This is a genomic window from Streptomyces sp. NPDC042336 (assembly GCF_055581985.1).
In genome coordinates this window covers 399,355-415,168 of the sequence record NZ_JBVJEA010000005.1, presented here as the reverse complement: position 1 = coordinate 415,168, position 15,814 = coordinate 399,355, and the positions used below count along the sequence as shown (strand labels likewise).

Below are 15,814 nucleotides of genomic sequence, written 5' to 3'. Positions count from 1 at the left end.
TGCGCAGGCCGGCGCGGGTGTCAGTGGCGGGGTGCACCATGGGGCCATGGCGAGGAGAGCGGCGGGGACGGCGGGCGGGCGCGGCACGACGGCGGTGCGCGGGGCGCGGCACCCGGAGCTGCGGCTGCCGCCGCTGGAGGCACCCGAGGACGGCGGCGGGCTGGAGCCGGACGGGGACTACGACGCGCTGGAGTTCCGGGAGACGGACCTCACCGGCCAGGACGGCGCGGGCGCCCGCTTCATGGACTGCGCGCTGACGGGCTGCGCGCTGGACGAGGCGTCGCTGCCCCGGGCCCGGCTGCTCGACACCCGCCTCACCGGTGTACGGGGCGTCGGCACGGACCTCGCGGAGGCGACCCTGCGCGACGTCGAGCTGCTCGACGCCCGCCTCGGCGGCACCCAGCTGCACGGCGCCGTCCTGGAACGGGTCCTGATCCGGGGCGGCAAGATCGACTACCTGAACCTGCGCCGGGCCCGCCTCAAGGACGTCGTCTTCGAGAGCTGCGTCCTGGTCGAGCCGGACTTCGGGGGCGCCCGCCTGGAGCGGGTCGAGTTCGTGGACTGCGCCTTGAAGCAGGCGGACCTGAGCGCGGCCACCCTGGTCGACGTCGACCTGCGCGGCGCCGCCCCGCTGGAGCTGGCCCGCGGTGTGGACCGGCTCTCGGGCGCGGTGATCAGCCCGGCCCAGCTCCTCGACCTGGCTCCGGTGCTCGCGGCGGAGCTGGGCGTGCGGGTGCTGGCTCAGGGGTAGGGCGGGTGCGGCGGATCACGGGTGGGCGCGTGCTTCGGTCAGGGCCCGCTGCCCGAGGCCGCCGAACAACACCGTCGTGGTGGCGGCCAGGACGTCGTCCCGGCCGATGGTCCGCCGGTCCCCCGTGCGGGTGGACAGGGCCCCGAGGACATCCTTGGGGAACGGGGGCGCAGCCGCTTCGTCCGGCGTCCCCTGGACGACCGCACCGAAGCGTTCGACCCCGCCCTCGCGGACGACCAGCGCCGCGTCCCGGGCGAGGTCCGTCAGGAACACGCTCGCGATGCCGTCCAGGTCGCGGACCATCACGGGGACGGCCGTCGCCCCCCGGCTCCGCAGCAGCCTCCTGACCCCCGCCTCGAACCGGTGGGCGCCGGCCACGGCACTCGGTGTGCGCGTCCCGCTGCGCCCGCGAGCGGGCACGACGGCACCTTCGGCGTCGTACAGGACACCGGTCAGGGCGCGGAACGTCGGGCTGTGGCCGTACCACTTGGTCCCCACCTCCAGCTCGACGTTCCGGTCGATCGCCTTCAGAAGGTCCCCGGGAACCAGCTTCTTCCGGGACTCCTCCTCCGCCGCCCTCCTCGCGCCGTCGACGATCTCCGTCAGCACGGTCCGCGTCACCGACGCGGCGGCCCGGGCGGCCGGCCGGGAGACGTGCAGCGGGGTCACGTCCCTGAACACCGCTTTGACGAGAGCGGGCTGGAACGGCGGGACGTCCGTGAGCGGGGCGGTCGGGTGGCCCATGCGCTCAGGACACCCGCGGGAAGCGGGACTGGAGGGTCCAGATCGCCGGGTTGTCCGCCAGGTCCTCGTGCAGGTCGGTGAGGTCGGCGAGCAGGTCGTGCAGGAAGTCCCGGGCCTCGCGGCGCAGTTCGGTGTGGGAGAAGGACAGCGGGGGCTCGTCCGCCGGTAGCCACTCCGCCTCGATGTCGACCCAGCCGAAGCGGCGCTCGAAGAGCAGGCGGTCGGTGGACTCGGTGAAGTCCAGCTCCGCCCGCTGCGGCCGGGCGGCCCGGGAGCCCGCCGGGTCCCGGTCGATGTGCTCCACGATGTCGCACAGCGCCCAGGCGAAGTCGAGCACCGGCACCCATCCCCAGGCTGTGGACAGCTCCCGGTCCGCCTTGGTGTCGGCGAGGTACACGTCCCCGCAGAACAGATCGTGCCGCAGGGCGTGGACGTCCGCGCGCCGGTAGTCCGTCTGCGGCGGGTCCGGGAAGCGGGTGGAGAGGGCGTAGCCGATGTCGAGCACGCAGGTGATGGTGTCACGGACCCGGAACGGCCCGCGCCCCGCGCCCCCACCGGTCCCCGGCGCGCACCGTCAGGCCGGTGACGTGGCGCGGCGGACCGCGTCGCGGAGCAGGGCGCGCCGGCGTTCGTGCACGTCCTCGGGCTCGTCGGCGGTCGCTGCGTAGACGTTGCTGACCGGGGACCAGGCCATGGACATGGCGATGACGAGGGCCAGCACGTCGAACGGGTCGCCGGGCCGCACCCGGCCCGCCGCCTGGGCCTCGGCGACGGCCCGGAGCTTGGCGTCGTCGCGGCGGTCGGCGTCGTCGACCAGGTGCCCCGCAGGACGCCGCTCCAGCCGCGCCCAGGTGGCCAGCCGGATGAGGTCGGGACGGCGCAGATACTCGTCGTAGAGGCGCACGGCCCAGTCCGCGAGATCGTCGGCGTCGATCGGCACGACGTTCACGATGCGGTCCAGCGAGCCGAAGAAGATCGCGTCGAACAGCCCGTCCTTGCTGCCGAAGTACGCGTAGAGCTGTGCCTTGTTGGTGTGCGCGGCGGCCACGATCCGCTCGACGCGCGCCCCGGCGATCCCGTGTTCGGCGAACTCCCGGGTCGCGACGTCCAGGATGCGCCGGTGGGTGGCGGCTCCGCGAGAGGTCAGGGGCTGGTCGGGGGTGCGGTCGGGCATCTCCGCAGAATATCCCACGCTCAAACAGAACAGTTGGTTTGCCTGATGCCGCGAGGACGCCTACGCTCAAATAGACCGAACAGTCTGTCTGGAGAGTCGGGAGAGCCATGAGGACCACCGTGGGCTGGCAGGCGGGGACCCCGGACGGATCGACGCCGACGCCGAATCCGACGCCGATCCCGACGCTGCGCCGGACGCCGCTGCAACGGCGCGACCTGCGCCCCGACGACCTCGCCGTCCGGGTCGACTACTGCGGCGTCTGCCACACCGACCTGCACGCCCTCCGGGCCGGGGCCACCGACGGGAGGGGCCCGGAGCCCCTCGTCCCGGGGCACGAGTTCACGGGAGTGGTGACCGAGACCGGCGCCGCGGTCACCCGCTTCCGGGCCGGGGACCCGGTCGCGGTCGGCAACATCGTCGACTCCTGCGGCGCGTGCGCCATGTGCCGGATCGGCCAGGAGAACTTCTGCCACACCTTCCCCACCCTGACCTACGGCGGCACCGACCGCGTCGACGGCTCGACCACCCTCGGCGGTTACAGCCGCGAGTACGTGCTCGGTGAACGGTTCGCGTACGCCCTCCCCGCAGGCCTGGACCCGGCGGCCGCGGCACCGCTCCTGTGCGCCGGGATCACCGTCTGGGAGCCCCTGCGCGCCCTCGGCGCCGGACCCGGCACCAGTGTCGCCGTGGCCGGTCTCGGCGGCCTCGGCCACCTCGCCGTGAAGTTCGCCGTCGCCCTCGGTGCCGACACCTCGGTGATCAGCCGGTCGCCGGGCAAGGCGGAGGACGCCCGCCGCCTGGGCGCCCGCGGGTTCGTCGTCTCGACGGACCCCGAGCAGCTGGCCGCCGCCCGCGACCGCTTCGACATCGTCATCGACACCGTCTCCGCCCCGCACGACCTCGGCGCCTACCTCCGCCTGGTCGCCCTGGACGGCACGCTCAGCCACCTCGGACACCTCGGACCGGTCACCGTGGAGACCCTCGACCTGCTCATCGGCCGCAAGAAGCTCAGCTCCGCGGGCAGCGGCGGCCGCAAGGAGACCGCCGGGATGCTGGCCTTCTGCGCCGCGCACGGCATCACCGCCGACATCGAACTCCTCCCCTCCGCGCGGGTGAACGAGGCCCTGGACCGCCTGGAGCGGGGCGACGTCCGCCACCGCTTCGTCCTCGACCTCTCCGACCTGGACCGGCCCGGCGACACGGCCCGACGGCACGGCCCGGCGGCCGGATAGGTTTCCCCCGTGATCCTGACCCCGCTGCCCCTCACCCCCGACCACGACATCCCGGGCCCGGTGCTCACCGAACTCACCGCCCTCTACGCCTCCCACCGCGCCTTCCACGCGCTCAGCGGCGACTTCCCCGACCCGGACGACATCCGCCCGGAGCAGGTGGCGGCCGCGCTCGCCGGTGAACTGGCGCGGCCCGGCGCCGAGGTGCTGCTCGCCAGGGACGCGGGCCGGCCGGCCGGAATCGCGGTGACGCTGTCCCGGCACCCCGACCGGTCCGACCCGGACCCGTGGATCGGGCTGCTGATGGTGGACGCGGGACTGACGGGGCAGGGCCGCGGCAGACGGCTGGCGACCCTCGTCGAGGACCGCTTCCGCGCCGCGGGCCGCACCGCCGTACGGCTCGCCGTCCTCGACGGCAACACCGACGGGCTCGCCTTCTGGACCGCCCTCGGCTACACCGTCCTGGACCACCGCCGCGACCTCGGGGCCGACCGCCCGTGCACGGTGCTGCGCAAGGAACTGCCCAGCGACAAGCCGCGCACCCCGCGCCGCGCCGCCCGGGTCGCCGTGCTCGACCCCGAGGGCGCGGTCCTCCTCCTGCGCTACGACAACGTCGAGGTCGGCGTGCACTGGGCGATGCCCGGCGGCGGCCTGGAAGCGGACGAGAGCCCCCGCGAGGGCGCCCTGCGCGAGGTGCGCGAGGAGACCGGCTGGACCGACCTGGAGCCGGGCCCCCTGCTCTGCACCTGGGAACACGACTTCACCCACTTGGGCGTCGGCCCCGTCCGCCAGTACGAGCACATCTACGTCGCCCACGGCCCCCGCCGCGAGCCCACCGGCCCCGACCTCGCCGCCGCCCACGCCGCGGACGGCATCCTCACCTGGCGCTGGTGGAGCCGGGCCGAACTCGCCGAGGCGCCCGAGCCGCTCTGGCCCCCGGACCTGGCCCTGCTGCTCGACACCTTCGAGGGCCACGAGGGGTGAGCCCGCCGTGGGGGCGGCGCCTCAGCGGGAGTCCGGCCTGCCGTCCCCGCGCAGCCAGTGCGCCCAGATCCCCGAGAAGTCCTCGTCCGGCGCCGACTTCTCCACGTACGCCGTGAAGTCCCCGGTGTCCGCGTTGCCGTGGCGGTGGGCGGCGGCCCAGCCGTGCAGCAGGTCCCAGAAGGCGTCGTCGCCGACCGTCTCGCGGATCTTGTGCAGCACCATCGCGCCCCGCTGGTAGACAGGGCTCTCGGAGATGTGCGCCGCGTCGGGCGGGTCCGCGGGCGGGAACGCCCAGACCGAGTCGTTCGCGTCCTCGTCCTCGTAGTACGTCCCGTCGTACAGCGCCTCGAAGGTCTCCTGGGCGGTGTCGCCGCCGTGGTCCTCCTCCCACAGCCACTCCGCGTAGGTGGCGAAGCCCTCGTTGAGCCACATGTCCCGCCAGGTCTTCGGGCTGACCGAGTTCCCGTACCACTGGTGGGCGAGTTCGTGGACGAGCAGGACGGTGTCGGGCGCGCCGGGGAAGTAGGGCCGGTTCTGGGTCTCCAGGGCGTACCCGGCGTCCTCGTCGCGGTCGACGATCGCGCCGGTGGAGGAGAAGGGGTAGGGGCCGAAGTTCTCCCGGGCCCAGTCCATGATCTCGGGGATCCGCTTCAGGATCTTCCGGCTCGCGTCGGCCTGGGTCGGGTCGACGGCCGTGTACACCGGCAGGCCGTCGTCCGTGGTGGAGCGGTCGGTCTCCCACTCGCCGACGGCGACGGTGACGACATGGCTCGCCACCGGCTCGGCGGTGTGCCAGGTGAACGTCGTACGGCCGTCCCGGGTCCGCTCGTCGCGCAACTCGCCGTTGGAGACCACGCCGAGGCCCTTCGGCACGGTCATCGCGAGGTCGTACGTCGCCTTGTCGGAGGGGTGATGGCTGCCGGGGAACCAGGCCATCGAGCCCGTCGGTTCACCCAGTCCGACCGCGCCGTCGGCGGTGGGCAGCCAGCCCTCCTCGGAGTCGTCGGGGTCGGTGATCGTCTCCGGTTCGCCCGAGTACCGGACGGTCACGCGGAACGTCTCCCCGTCGTTCAGTTCCTCGGCCGGGCGGACGGTCAGTTCCTGTCCGGCCCGGTTGAAGCGGGCGTCCCGGCCCTCGACCGTGACCTTCTCGACGTCCAGGCCCTTGAGGTCGAGGTCGAAGGCGGACAGGTCCCGCGTCGCGCGGGCGGTGATCGTCGCGCTGCCGCTGAGGTGCCCGGCCTCGGCGTCGGTGGCGGGGTCGTAGTCCAGGGCCAGGTCGTAGTGGCCGATGTCGTAGCCGCCGTTGCCCGCCTTGGGGAAGTACGGGTCGCGCACGCCCGAGCCGCCGGGGGTGCCGTCGACCGCGCCACCGCCACTGCACGCCGCTAGGGCGAGGACGGTGGCGGTGGCTGCGAGCAGACGGGGGGGTGTGCGCACGACGTGATCCTATGGGGCGTTTCACGTGAAACGCCTGTCGGGACCGCTTGTTGGGGCCGCCTGCTGGGACCGGCCGCGAGCCGCCGGCCGCCGTCCTCGGGTCAGTTCAGCGCCGCCGCACCGGCCTGGGCGAACTTCTCGTCCAGGGTGCCGGACGGCGCCCCCGCGACACCGATACCGGCGATCGGCGCCTTGTCCGCGGTGACCGGGACGCCGCCGCCCAGGAACAGGGTGCCCGGGATGTCCTTCAGGTTCGGGGCGTTCTCCAGCCGGCCCTCCAGCTCGCTGGTCGGGGCGTTCCAGGAGACGGCCGTGTACGCCTTCTTCTCCGCCGACTCGTAGGACTGCGGGCCGGCGCCGTCACCGCGCATCGTGAGGATCGTGTTGCCGTTGCGGTCGACGACCGCGACCGTGACCCGCTGGCCCTCCTTCTTCGCGGCCTTCAGGGCGGCCTGCGCGGCCTCCGTGGCGGCGTCGATCGTCAGGTGCGTGGAGGTGGTGGTGTCGCGCTTGCCGGCCGCGGCGGCGGGAGCGGCGGAGACCGCGGAGTCCTGGGCTGCCCCGGGCGCCGAGGCGTTGGCGGCCACCGTGCCGAAGGTGCCGGCGGCGACGGCGGCGAGCACGGCGCCGCCGGTGGCGATGCGGGCGCGACGGGAGAGGGTCTTCTTCATGGTGGTCTGCTCCTCCGGGTGGGGGCGGTCGGGTTCGTGCTCTCCACTCTCCGGCCCGCACCGGGGGCGCACGGTCGCCGTTCCGGCTGTTCGTGGGCGACGGAACGGGCGACGGCCGGGTCGTCCGATCGGTTGACCCACGGGGCGTCCGAAGAGGGCACCATGGGAGTGTTCGCGCAGCTCAGCGGTCATCTGCGGCACGTTGGACGAACAGCGCGGCAGGAGAGACCGGCGGAAGGAGGCGGGTGACGGATGCCGAAGCCGTACGACCACCCGGACACCCGGTGGCTCGGGGCCGTCATGCACGTGGCGTTCTTCCTGCTGCTCGGCGGTGCCCTGGCCCGCTTCCTGCTGCGCCACCCCGGAGAGCCCCGCACCCCGTGGATCCTCGCCCTGTCCCTCGCCCTCGCCGTGCTGCACCTGCTCGGGCCCGTCCTGAGCGGGCCCGGGCCGTCCGGTCCCGCTGTGCCGCCCGCCCGGCGGCGCCTGGCCTGGCTGGGCCTGGTCGTCGTGGTGTGGATGGTGCTGGTCGTGCTGGCGCCCAGCTTCGCCTGGTGCGCGGTGCCCCTCTTCTACACCGGCCTGCGCACCCTGCCCGCCCGGGCGGCGCTCGTCCTGGTCACCGTCCTGACGGTGTTCGTCGTCGCCGCGCAGCTGCGGCTGGCCGGCGGCTTCGACCCCAACCTGCTGCTCGCCCCGCCCGCCGTCGCCGCCATCGCCGCGGCCGTGTTCCTGCACACCGAGCGGCAGGCGGCCCGGCAGCGCGCGCTGATCGACGACCTGATCCGCACCCGCCGCGAACTCGCCGCCTCCGAACGCCGCGAGGGCACCCTCGCCGAGCGCCAGCGGCTGTCCATGGAGATCCACGACAGCCTCGCCCAGGGCCTGTCCAGCCAGCGGATGCTGCTCCAGGCCGCCGAGCGGGTCTGGGAGGCCGACCCGGCCAAGGCCCGCACCCACGTCCGGGGCGCCGCCTCCGTCGCCGAGCACAACCTGGCCGAGGCCCGCCGCTTCGTCCACGACCTGGCCCCGGCCGACCTCGCTCGCGGCGGCGGCCTGGAGGCCGCCCTCCGGTCCCTGGCCGCCCGGGAGTCCGGCGACCACCTCACCGTCCGCGTCCACGTCGACGACGGCGCCCGCGTCCCGCCGCTGCCCGACCGCGTCCAGTCGGCCCTGCTGCGCATCGCCCAGGGCGCGCTGGCCAACGTCCGGGAGCACGCGGGCGCGTCCACCGCCGCGCTCAGCCTCACCCTCCTCGACGACGAGGTCGTCCTGGACGTCACCGACGACGGGCACGGCTTCGACCCGGCGGAGCCGTCCGACGCCCCCGCCGGGCTGCGCGGACACGGACTGCCCGCCATGCACGCCCGGTTGCGCCAGCTGGGCGGCACCCTGACCGTCGAGTCCGCGCCCGGCGAGGGCACCGCGCTGTCCGCCGCCGTCCCCCTGGACCCGCCCCGGACCGACCCGGCGGCTCCGGCCGACCCGCAGGAGGCACCCCGATGACCGACCCGGCAGACGGCGGGCCCGCCCCCGTGCGCATCCTGGTCTGCGACGACCACGTCGTCGTACGCGCCGGGCTGCTCGCCCTGCTCGACAGCGCCCCCGGCATCGAGGTGGCCGGTGAGGCGGGCACCGGCGAGGAGGCCCTCGCGCTGGCCGCACGGCTGGCGCCGGACGTGGTCCTGATGGATCTTCAGCTCGGCGCGGGCATCGACGGCGTGGAGACCACCCGCCGCCTCACCACGGGCTCCGGCCGCACACCGCACGTCCTCGTACTGACGACCTACGACACCGACGCCGACATCACCCGCGCCATCGAGGCGGGCGCGACCGGCTACCTGCTCAAGGCCGAACGCCCCGAGGAACTGTTCGCCGCCATCCACGCCGCCGCCGAGGGCCGTACGGCTCTGTCCGGGCCGGTCGCGGGCCGGGTCATGGCCAACCTGCGCAGGCCGCGCCCCGCCCTCACCGACCGCGAGCGCGACATCCTGGCCCAGCTCGCCACCGGTCTCGGCAACCGGGAGATCGCCCGCGCCCTGTTCATCAGCGAGGCCACGGTGAAGACGCATCTGCGCCGCATCTACGACAAGCTCGGCGTCGACACCCGCGCGGGCGCGGTCGCGGTGGCCAAGGAGCAGCGCCTGCTGCCCTGACACCCCGGCCCCCGCCCCCGCGCCGTCCCGTCGACTCGGACGCCGAAGGCCCCCCGGCCGGACGTCCGGGGGGCCTTCGTACGGATGGCACGGGCGGTGAACGTCAGACGTTCACGCCGAAGTCCTGGGCGATGCCCACCAGGCCCGAGGCGTAGCCCTGGCCGACGGCGCGGAACTTCCACTCGGCGCCGTTGCGGTACAGCTCGCCGAAGACCATGGCGGTCTCGGTGGCCGCGTCCTCGGACAGGTCGTAGCGGGCGATCTCGGCGCCGCCGGCCTGGTTGAGGATGCGGATGTAGGCGTTGCGCACCTGGCCGAAGTTCTGCGAGCGGTTCTCCGCGTCGTAGATCGAGACCGGGAAGACGATCTTCTCGATGTCGGCCGGCAGACCGGCCAGGTTGACGTTGATCGCCTCGTCGTCGCCGGCGCCCTCGCCGGTGCGGTTGTCACCGGTGTGGACGATGGTGTTGTCCGGCGTCTGCTTGTTGTTGAAGAAGACGAAGTGGGCGTCGGAGTAGACCTTGCCCTGGGTGTTGACCGCGATCGCGGAGGCGTCGAGGTCGAAGTCGGTGCCGGTGGTGGTGCGGACGTCCCAGCCGAGCCCCACGGTGACTTCGGTCAGGCCCGGAGCCTCCTTGGTGAGCGAGACGTTGCCACCCTTGGACAGGCTTACAGCCATTGTTGGGAGTCCCTTCCCTCGTTTACGTACGGCAAGAAAGCTACAGCTACCACCATGAACGACGAGAGGGGTCCACAAGGTTCCACCTCTCTTTACTTTCTTTACCGAGGCCGAGGCCGAGGCCGAGGACCCGGCCCGGAAACCGGGAGCCGGACGGGTTCGGGATATTGGGATGACGCGGGCCGCTCGCGGGCGGGAACATGGAGGGCATGTCCGGTCCCCATGTCATCCGCGGCTCCGTCTGCCTGCCCGAGGCCGAGCTGGTCTGGCGTTTCTCGCGCTCCTCGGGGCCCGGCGGACAGCACGTCAACACCACGGACACAGCGGTGGAGCTGCGCTTCGACCTGGCGCGGACCGAGGCCCTGCCCGAGGTGTGGAAGCAGCGGGCGCTGGAGCGGCTGGCCGGGCGCCTGTCCGACGGGGTCGTCACCGTCCGCGCCTCCGAGCACCGCTCCCAGTGGCGCAACCGCGAGACGGCCGCCGTACGCCTGGCCGCCCTCCTCGCCGAGGCCACCGCGCCCCCGCCCAGGCCCCGCAGGCCGACCCGCATCCCGCGCGGTATCAACGAGCGCCGGCTGCGGGAGAAGAAGCAGCGCTCGCAGACCAAGCGGGGGCGCTCCGCGCGGGACTGGGACTGACCGGGAGGACCCCCGCGCCTCAGTCCAGCGCCAGCACGCCGACCGTCTCCTCCTCGGCCTTCTCCCCGTTCGGACGGAAGCCGAGTCCCAGGTAGAAGTTCTCGGGGCCGTTCTCGCCGGGGTGCCAGGTGACGAAGCACTCCGTGCCGCCGCGGCGCCGGATCTCGGCGGTCACCGACTCCACGGCGAAGCGGCCGTAGCCCCGGCCCTGCTCCCCGGCGGCGATGTTCAGCCGCCACAGGCCGGAGCGCAGCGCGCTGCCGTCGTCGTACCAGTCGATGCCGAAGAAGCCCATGAGGAAGCCGACGGGGCGATCGCCGTCGAGGATCAGGCGCGGCCAGGCCTTCTCGGGGTGGACGTAGGCCTCGGCGAGGGACTTCACCACCGGGGAGACGGCGAACTCCTGCTCGGGCCGCACCCGTATGGCGAGGGCGGCCTCGATGGTGGCGGGGGTGATCTTCTCCAGGCGGAGCGTGGTGCCGGTCGTCATGCGCGCACCCTAGGTCGGCACCCGCGCACCGGACGAGCCGTTTACCGCTCGGCCCGTCTGCCGCTCGGCCGTCACCGCTCAGCCCAGCTGCCGGTACCGCCCCCGGAAGTACGTCAGCGGCCCCCCGTCCGCGCTGGGCAGCGCGGCGGTCAGGACCCGGCCGATCACCAGGGTGTGGTCGCCGGCCGGCACCCGCTGCTCGGTGCGGCACTCCAGGGTCGCCAGGGCGCCGCCCGCCAGGGGAGCCCCGGTCGCCTCGCCGCGCACGTACGGGATGTCCGCGAACAGCAGGCGGTCGCTGACGCGGCCCTTCATCGCGAAGCGCCCCGCGATGTGCCGCTGGCTCTCGGTGAGGACGGAGACCGCCCACAGGGGCTGCTCGTCCAGCAGGTCGTCCATGCGGGAGCCCTCGCGCAGGCTGACCAGGACCAGCGGCGGGTCCAGGGACACCGACATGAAGGCGGTGGCCGTCATCCCGACGTCCTCGCCGCCCGGCGCCAGTGGGTCGTCGGGGTCCAGCGGCGGCTCCTGCGCGGTCACCAGGACCACGCCCGAGGCCAGCCGGGACATGGCGGCACGGAACTCCTCGTTGCTCACCCCCTCAGCATGCCCGGGAGCGGGCGAGGGCAACGGGGCCGCGGGGGCGGCGGGAGACCCGGGATACGTGAGAGACGGAGTGTTCGGCACCCCTTCACGCTAATCTCCGGGGCGTGGGCGGGGCATCGGACCCCGGTCCGAACCGGGACCTAGGACCACGGAAGGAGACGTGCGCATACCCCACAGACTTTGCGTTCGGTACACGCGCGGGGAACCCGTAGAAAACCCAGAAACCCCACTCAATTGTTCATGTTTTACTGTGACTTGAGTCACAAGGGGCGGTAATTGTTGACCCTGTGTACCGAGTGGGGAGCGCGCTGTGATTCAGTGGCGGGGAACCTGCAAGGGCACCATCAGTACAGGCGCCGAAGAGAACCCTTGATTCACTGCGAGGTCTCGGGGGGAGGGCGAGCATGGAGACCGACTCGGAGCCCTATGTCCGCCTTGCGTCCCTGCGTCAACTGCACCAGGCCATGGCCGACATGAACAAGGCCCGCAGCCTGGCCGACACCCTGCAGGCCGTCGCCGACGGCGTCGTCCAGGCCCTCGGGTACGAGCTGGCTTGCGTCAACCTGGTCGGCCCCGACGGCGATCTCGTCGTCGCCGCCTTCGCGGGCAACCCGGCCGCCGAGGCGCTCATCACGGGCCGCTCGGGCTCCCGGGAGTCCTGGGACCGGCGCCTGAACATGGGCGAGCAGTGGGGCGACCTGATCTTCATACCCCACACCGAGGGCTGGGTCCTCGACGACGACGACGTCCCGCAGTGGTACACCGACGGGCCCGCGCCCCGCTTCGAGGACGAGTGGCACCCCTCGGACCGGCTCTTCGCCCCGATGTACGCGCCGGGCCCGCAGGGCGGCGGCAACAGCGGCGAGCTGATCGGTGTCCTTTCCGTGGACCGCCCGCGCAACGGCCGCCGTCCCGGTGCCTGGGGCCGCGAGGCTTTGCAGATGTACGCGTTCCAGGCCGCCATCGCGATCAGCAACGCCCGGCTCCGCTCCAACATGCAGCGCGCCCTGGTCCGCCTGGAGCGCGACCAGCAGGCGCTCAGGGCCAGCGAGGAGAGCTTCCGGCAGGCCTTCGAGTACGCCCCCTCCGGCATGGCCATCGCCGAGATGGGCGGCGACCAGCACGGCCGCATCCTGCGCACCAACGACGCGCTGTGCCGGCTGCTGGGCCGCCGCGCCTCCGCGATGCGCCGCTACGCCTTCTCCGACCTGGTGCACCCCGAGGACATCGGCACCCTGCTGCGCACCTCCGCCGAGGGCGGCCGGGCCGAGCTGCGCCTGGGCCGCCGCGACGGCACCTACGTCTGGGTCTCGCTGCGCAACAGCGTCGTCGCGGACGCCGCCGACGGGCCGCGCTTCCTGCTCACCCACGTCGAGGACATAGAGGAGCGCAAGCGCCGCGAGCTGCAGCTCGCCCACCGCGCCTCCCACGACTCCCTCACCGGCCTGCCGAACAGCGCCGAGCTGCGCTCCCGGCTGGCCGCCCGGCTGTGCCAGCGCCCGCAGTCCTCGCACGCGGCCGTGGCCGACGCCATGGACGCCGCCTACGGGCACTCCGCCGTGTTCGACTCCGGCGGCCACAGCTTCGACTTCGGCGCCGCCGCGGAGCCGTACGGGGCCTTCGACCACCACGTGCACGCCGTGGCGCCCGCGGACGGGCGCGACGACGGCACCAAGGGGCTCGCGGTCCTCTTCTGCGACCTGGACGGCTTCAAGTCGATCAACGACCGGTTCGGGCACAACGCGGGCGACGCCGTGCTGATCGAGGTCGCCCGGCGGCTCAGCGGCGGTGTCCGCGACGGCGACACGGTGGCCCGGCTCGGCGGCGACGAGTTCGTGATCCTCGCCAACGGGCTCGGCCGGGCCGACGCCCAGGACCTCGCCGCACGGCTGCGGGGCGAGATCATCCAGCCGATCCGGGCCGAGGGCCGGGCCGTCCGCGTGGGCGCCAGCTTCGGCATCGGCTGGGCCCACTGCGGGATGACGGCGGACGAGGTCCTGAAGTCGGCTGACGAACGGATGTACGTCGAGAAACGATCTCGTCCCAAACAGCACCGCCGAGCCGGATGATCAGCAGGTCAGCGCCTTGATGCGGTCTGAGTCACCCGTTTGGGTCAGCTGGAGCGGGTAGGCTCGCCATCTCACACATCCGTACCGCACCACGCACCGCATCTGGTTAGGAGACCTAGGGATGACGCCCGGCAACAACGGCGCGAGCACGCCCGAGGACGACGACCCCTTCGGCTACCTCTACGCCGACGGGCAGGCCAACGGGGCCCAGCCGCCGTCCGGTGGCTACGGCTACCCGAACTCGGTCAACCGGGTGCGTCCCGTCGGCACACGGCAGTACGGCGCACCGCAGGGCCAGGGCGCGCAGACCGCCGCCTACGGCCAGGCCGCCCCGCCCCAGCAGGGCGCCTACGGCCAGCCGCAGGGGGCGTACGGGCAGCCGAACGCGCACTACGCCGCGCCGGAGACCTTCCCCGGCGGTGGCGGTCCCGGGGGTCCGCAGCAGCCGTCGGGGCACGGCGGGGGCGGCGGACGCCGCGGTCCGAACACCAAGGGTCTGCTGATCGGTGCGGTGGCGGTCGTCGCCGCGGTGGTCATCGGCATCGCCGTGGCCATGACCAGCAGCGGCTCCGACGACGACAAGGGCGGCGACGAGGCGGGCGGCGACACCGCGCCCACCCAGTCCGCGAGCACCGGGCCGAGCCCGTCGGCGAGCGAGGGCGGCGACGACGAGGACGTCGAGCTGCCCTCCGTCGAGGCCAAGGCGATGCGGCTGGGCGGCGCGGCCTCCCTCGCCTCGGACGTGGAGGGCGCCCAGTCGGACGGCGGCGTCTACGTGGCCAACCTCAACCAGCCGGGCGCCTCGGTCACCTGGACGGTGAACGGCATTCCCGACGACGGCCTCTACACCCTCTTCACCACCTACAGCGCGGCCGGCGAGGACCAGTCGATGACCCTCACGGTCAACGGCAAGGAGTTCGGCAGCAAGCTGAACCTGGGCAACTTCGCGGGCGCCAAGGACGGCGACTTCGCCAAGGGCTGGACCAAGACCTACGCCTGGCCCACCCTCAACAAGGGCACCAACACCATCACGCTGTCCTGCGCCGACGGCGACAAGTGCAACGTCCTGCTGGACCAGTTCTCCCTGAAGAAGGGCCAGGTCAAGGACTAGGGCCCGGTCGGCGGGCCCCGGTTCGCCAGGCCCCGGTGGCCAGGCCCGGTCCGTCAGGCCCGGTCCGTCAGGCCGCGCCCGCCTCCGCGGTCACCGCGACGCCGCGTCCGAGCAGCTCCTCGTATGCCGCCCGGTCGAACTCGCCGGCCACCGGTGCCAGCACCGTCGCCGCCGACAGGGCGACCGCGCGGGCCAGCCGGTCCGGCCAGGGCAGGTGCTCCACCAGGCCGGAGAGCAGCCCCGCGACCGCCGAGTCGCCCGCGCCGGTCGGGTTGCCGCGGACGTGGGCCGGCGGGGCGGCGCGCCAGCGGCCCTCCGGGGTCACCGCGAGCAGGCCCTCGGCGCCCAGCGAGGCGACCACCGAGCGGGCACCGCGGCGCCGGGCGGCCTGCGCGGCACGCTGCGGCTCGTGCGAGCCGGTCAGCTCGGCCAGCTCGTCGGCGTTCGGCTTGATCAGGTCCGGGCGGGCGGCGAGCCCCCGCCGCAGCGGCTCCCCGCTGGTGTCGAGCAGCACCGGCACGCCCGCGGCACGCGCGGCACGCACCAGCCCGGCGTACGCGCCCACCGGGACGCCCGGCGGCAGGCTGCCGCACAGGGCCACCGCGGCGGCGCCGGTCAGCAGGTCCTCGTACGTCTCCTGGAAGGCGTTCCACTCGGCGGGCGCGACGGCCGGGCCCGGCTCGTTGAGCTGGGTGGTGTCGCCGGTGCGCTCGTCGACGACGGCGATGGTGCGCCGCGTCGCCCCCGCGACGGGCACGAGCGCGTCGGTCACCCCGCGCACGCCGGTCAGCCCCTCGCGCACGACGCCCCCGGTGGTGCCGCCCGCGAAGCCGGTGACCGTCACCTCGTGTCCGAGGGCCGCCAGCACCCGGGCCACGTTCAGCCCCTTGCCGCCGGGCCGCTCGGTCACCTCGGTCACCCGGTGGGAGGCGTGGGGCCTGAGGCCCTGGACGCGGTAGGTGATGTCGAGCGCGGTGTTGAGAGTGACGGTGAGGATCACCGTGCCGACCTCCCCCGATCGTGTGCGGCTGAATGTGCCCGCGGAGCTGTGCCCCACGACACGATCATGCCA

The 15,814-nt window shown here is 73.7% G+C and carries 17 protein-coding genes; 8 read left to right on the top strand and 9 right to left on the bottom strand.

Features of this window, described 5'->3' with window-relative positions:
* Positions 1-46 precede the first annotated feature (46 nt).
* The gene (locus ACZ6IM_RS14780; protein ID WP_469556783.1) at positions 47-751 is read left to right on the top strand and encodes a pentapeptide repeat-containing protein; all 705 of its coding nucleotides are present in this window, start codon (positions 47-49) and stop codon (positions 749-751) included.
* A 15-nt stretch (positions 752-766) separates the two neighbouring features.
* Here the strand turns inward: ACZ6IM_RS14780 and ACZ6IM_RS14775 are convergent, their stop codons facing one another.
* The 3 genes from ACZ6IM_RS14775 to ACZ6IM_RS14765 all read right to left on the bottom strand — a co-directional run bounded on the left by ACZ6IM_RS14775 (position 767) and on the right by ACZ6IM_RS14765 (position 2,669).
* Complete coding sequence (locus ACZ6IM_RS14775; RefSeq protein WP_469556781.1) at positions 767-1,495, bottom strand: hypothetical protein; 729 nt, start codon at positions 1,493-1,495, stop codon at positions 767-769.
* Positions 1,496-1,499: 4 nt separating this feature from the next.
* Complete coding sequence (locus tag ACZ6IM_RS14770; RefSeq protein ID WP_052839096.1) at positions 1,500-2,000, bottom strand: hypothetical protein; 501 nt, start codon at positions 1,998-2,000, stop codon at positions 1,500-1,502.
* Between the two features lie 69 nt (positions 2,001-2,069).
* Complete coding sequence (locus tag ACZ6IM_RS14765) at positions 2,070-2,669, bottom strand: TetR/AcrR family transcriptional regulator (RefSeq protein WP_052839097.1); 600 nt, start codon at positions 2,667-2,669, stop codon at positions 2,070-2,072.
* A gap of 107 nt (positions 2,670-2,776) precedes the next feature.
* Between ACZ6IM_RS14765 and ACZ6IM_RS14760 the strand changes: the two genes are divergently transcribed.
* Together ACZ6IM_RS14760 and ACZ6IM_RS14755 are read left to right on the top strand one after the other, a co-directional pair.
* Positions 2,777-3,901: an NAD(P)-dependent alcohol dehydrogenase gene (locus ACZ6IM_RS14760; protein ID WP_469556778.1), complete on the top strand. Its 1,125-nt coding sequence runs from the start codon at positions 2,777-2,779 to the stop codon at positions 3,899-3,901.
* 9 nt (positions 3,902-3,910) lie between these two features.
* Positions 3,911-4,882 carry a bifunctional GNAT family N-acetyltransferase/NUDIX hydrolase gene (locus ACZ6IM_RS14755; RefSeq protein ID WP_052839099.1) on the top strand — a complete coding sequence of 324 codons (972 nt, stop codon included), beginning with the start codon at positions 3,911-3,913 and terminating at the stop codon, positions 4,880-4,882.
* 21 nt (positions 4,883-4,903) lie between these two features.
* On the opposite strand, the gene ACZ6IM_RS14750 is transcribed toward ACZ6IM_RS14755, so the two are convergent.
* Positions 4,904-6,322 (bottom strand): M1 family metallopeptidase, encoded by a 1,419-nt coding sequence (locus tag ACZ6IM_RS14750; RefSeq protein ID WP_469556775.1) that lies wholly within the window; start codon positions 6,320-6,322, stop codon positions 4,904-4,906.
* 101 nt (positions 6,323-6,423) lie between these two features.
* Positions 6,424-6,993 carry a GlcG/HbpS family heme-binding protein gene (locus ACZ6IM_RS14745; RefSeq protein ID WP_052839101.1) on the bottom strand — a complete coding sequence of 190 codons (570 nt, stop codon included), beginning with the start codon at positions 6,991-6,993 and terminating at the stop codon, positions 6,424-6,426.
* A 252-nt stretch (positions 6,994-7,245) separates the two neighbouring features.
* On the opposite strand from ACZ6IM_RS14745, the gene ACZ6IM_RS14740 reads away from it, so the two are divergent.
* Entirely contained in the window at positions 7,246-8,499 is a 1,254-nt protein-coding gene (locus tag ACZ6IM_RS14740; protein ID WP_052839102.1) for a sensor histidine kinase, read from the top strand.
* Complete coding sequence (locus ACZ6IM_RS14735; protein WP_052839103.1) at positions 8,496-9,149, top strand: response regulator; 654 nt, start codon at positions 8,496-8,498, stop codon at positions 9,147-9,149. Before ACZ6IM_RS14740 ends, ACZ6IM_RS14735 begins: the two co-directional genes overlap by 4 nt.
* Before the next feature lie 103 nt (positions 9,150-9,252).
* On the opposite strand, the gene ACZ6IM_RS14730 is transcribed toward ACZ6IM_RS14735, so the two are convergent.
* Complete coding sequence (locus tag ACZ6IM_RS14730) at positions 9,253-9,828, bottom strand: TerD family protein (RefSeq protein WP_007450822.1); 576 nt, start codon at positions 9,826-9,828, stop codon at positions 9,253-9,255.
* A gap of 200 nt (positions 9,829-10,028) precedes the next feature.
* On the opposite strand from ACZ6IM_RS14730, the gene arfB reads away from it, so the two are divergent.
* Positions 10,029-10,466, top strand: coding sequence for an alternative ribosome rescue aminoacyl-tRNA hydrolase ArfB (arfB, locus tag ACZ6IM_RS14725; protein WP_052839104.1), 438 nt, complete (start codon positions 10,029-10,031; stop codon positions 10,464-10,466).
* A gap of 19 nt (positions 10,467-10,485) precedes the next feature.
* Here the strand turns inward: arfB and ACZ6IM_RS14720 are convergent, their stop codons facing one another.
* Positions 10,486-10,956, bottom strand: coding sequence for a GNAT family N-acetyltransferase (locus ACZ6IM_RS14720; protein WP_052839105.1), 471 nt, complete (start codon positions 10,954-10,956; stop codon positions 10,486-10,488).
* A 78-nt stretch (positions 10,957-11,034) separates the two neighbouring features.
* Complete coding sequence (locus ACZ6IM_RS14715; RefSeq protein ID WP_469556771.1) at positions 11,035-11,643, bottom strand: flavin reductase family protein; 609 nt, start codon at positions 11,641-11,643, stop codon at positions 11,035-11,037.
* A gap of 323 nt (positions 11,644-11,966) precedes the next feature.
* Here ACZ6IM_RS14715 and cdgB point away from each other — a divergent pair, with 323 nt between their 5' ends.
* Together cdgB and ACZ6IM_RS14705 are read left to right on the top strand one after the other, a co-directional pair.
* Positions 11,967-13,631 carry a diguanylate cyclase CdgB gene (cdgB, locus tag ACZ6IM_RS14710; protein ID WP_052839107.1) on the top strand — a complete coding sequence of 555 codons (1,665 nt, stop codon included), beginning with the start codon at positions 11,967-11,969 and terminating at the stop codon, positions 13,629-13,631.
* A 121-nt stretch (positions 13,632-13,752) separates the two neighbouring features.
* Positions 13,753-14,742 (top strand): carbohydrate-binding protein, encoded by a 990-nt coding sequence (locus ACZ6IM_RS14705; protein WP_052839108.1) that lies wholly within the window; start codon positions 13,753-13,755, stop codon positions 14,740-14,742.
* Positions 14,743-14,809: 67 nt separating this feature from the next.
* Here the strand turns inward: ACZ6IM_RS14705 and ACZ6IM_RS14700 are convergent, their stop codons facing one another.
* Complete coding sequence (locus tag ACZ6IM_RS14700) at positions 14,810-15,742, bottom strand: 1-phosphofructokinase family hexose kinase (protein WP_052839109.1); 933 nt, start codon at positions 15,740-15,742, stop codon at positions 14,810-14,812.
* Positions 15,743-15,814 lie beyond the last annotated feature (72 nt).

Bases quoted from the DNA above. Each gene is read 5' to 3' on its own strand.
- ACZ6IM_RS14780 (WP_469556783.1), top strand. From the start codon at position 47: ATGGCGAGGAGAGCGGCGGGGACGGCGGGCGGGCGCGGCACGACGGCG.
- ACZ6IM_RS14775 (WP_469556781.1), bottom strand. From the start codon at position 1,495: ATGGGCCACCCGACCGCCCCGCTCACGGACGTCCCGCCGTTCCAGCCC.
- ACZ6IM_RS14765 (WP_052839097.1), bottom strand. From the start codon at position 2,669: ATGCCCGACCGCACCCCCGACCAGCCCCTGACCTCTCGCGGAGCCGCC.
- ACZ6IM_RS14760 (WP_469556778.1), top strand. From the start codon at position 2,777: ATGAGGACCACCGTGGGCTGGCAGGCGGGGACCCCGGACGGATCGACG.
- ACZ6IM_RS14745 (WP_052839101.1), bottom strand. From the start codon at position 6,993: ATGAAGAAGACCCTCTCCCGTCGCGCCCGCATCGCCACCGGCGGCGCC.
- ACZ6IM_RS14740 (WP_052839102.1), top strand. From the start codon at position 7,246: ATGCCGAAGCCGTACGACCACCCGGACACCCGGTGGCTCGGGGCCGTC.
- ACZ6IM_RS14735 (WP_052839103.1), top strand. From the start codon at position 8,496: ATGACCGACCCGGCAGACGGCGGGCCCGCCCCCGTGCGCATCCTGGTC.
- ACZ6IM_RS14730 (WP_007450822.1), bottom strand. From the start codon at position 9,828: ATGGCTGTAAGCCTGTCCAAGGGTGGCAACGTCTCGCTCACCAAGGAG.
- arfB (WP_052839104.1), top strand. From the start codon at position 10,029: ATGGAGGGCATGTCCGGTCCCCATGTCATCCGCGGCTCCGTCTGCCTG.
- ACZ6IM_RS14720 (WP_052839105.1), bottom strand. From the start codon at position 10,956: ATGACGACCGGCACCACGCTCCGCCTGGAGAAGATCACCCCCGCCACC.
- cdgB (WP_052839107.1), top strand. From the start codon at position 11,967: ATGGAGACCGACTCGGAGCCCTATGTCCGCCTTGCGTCCCTGCGTCAA.
- ACZ6IM_RS14705 (WP_052839108.1), top strand. From the start codon at position 13,753: ATGACGCCCGGCAACAACGGCGCGAGCACGCCCGAGGACGACGACCCC.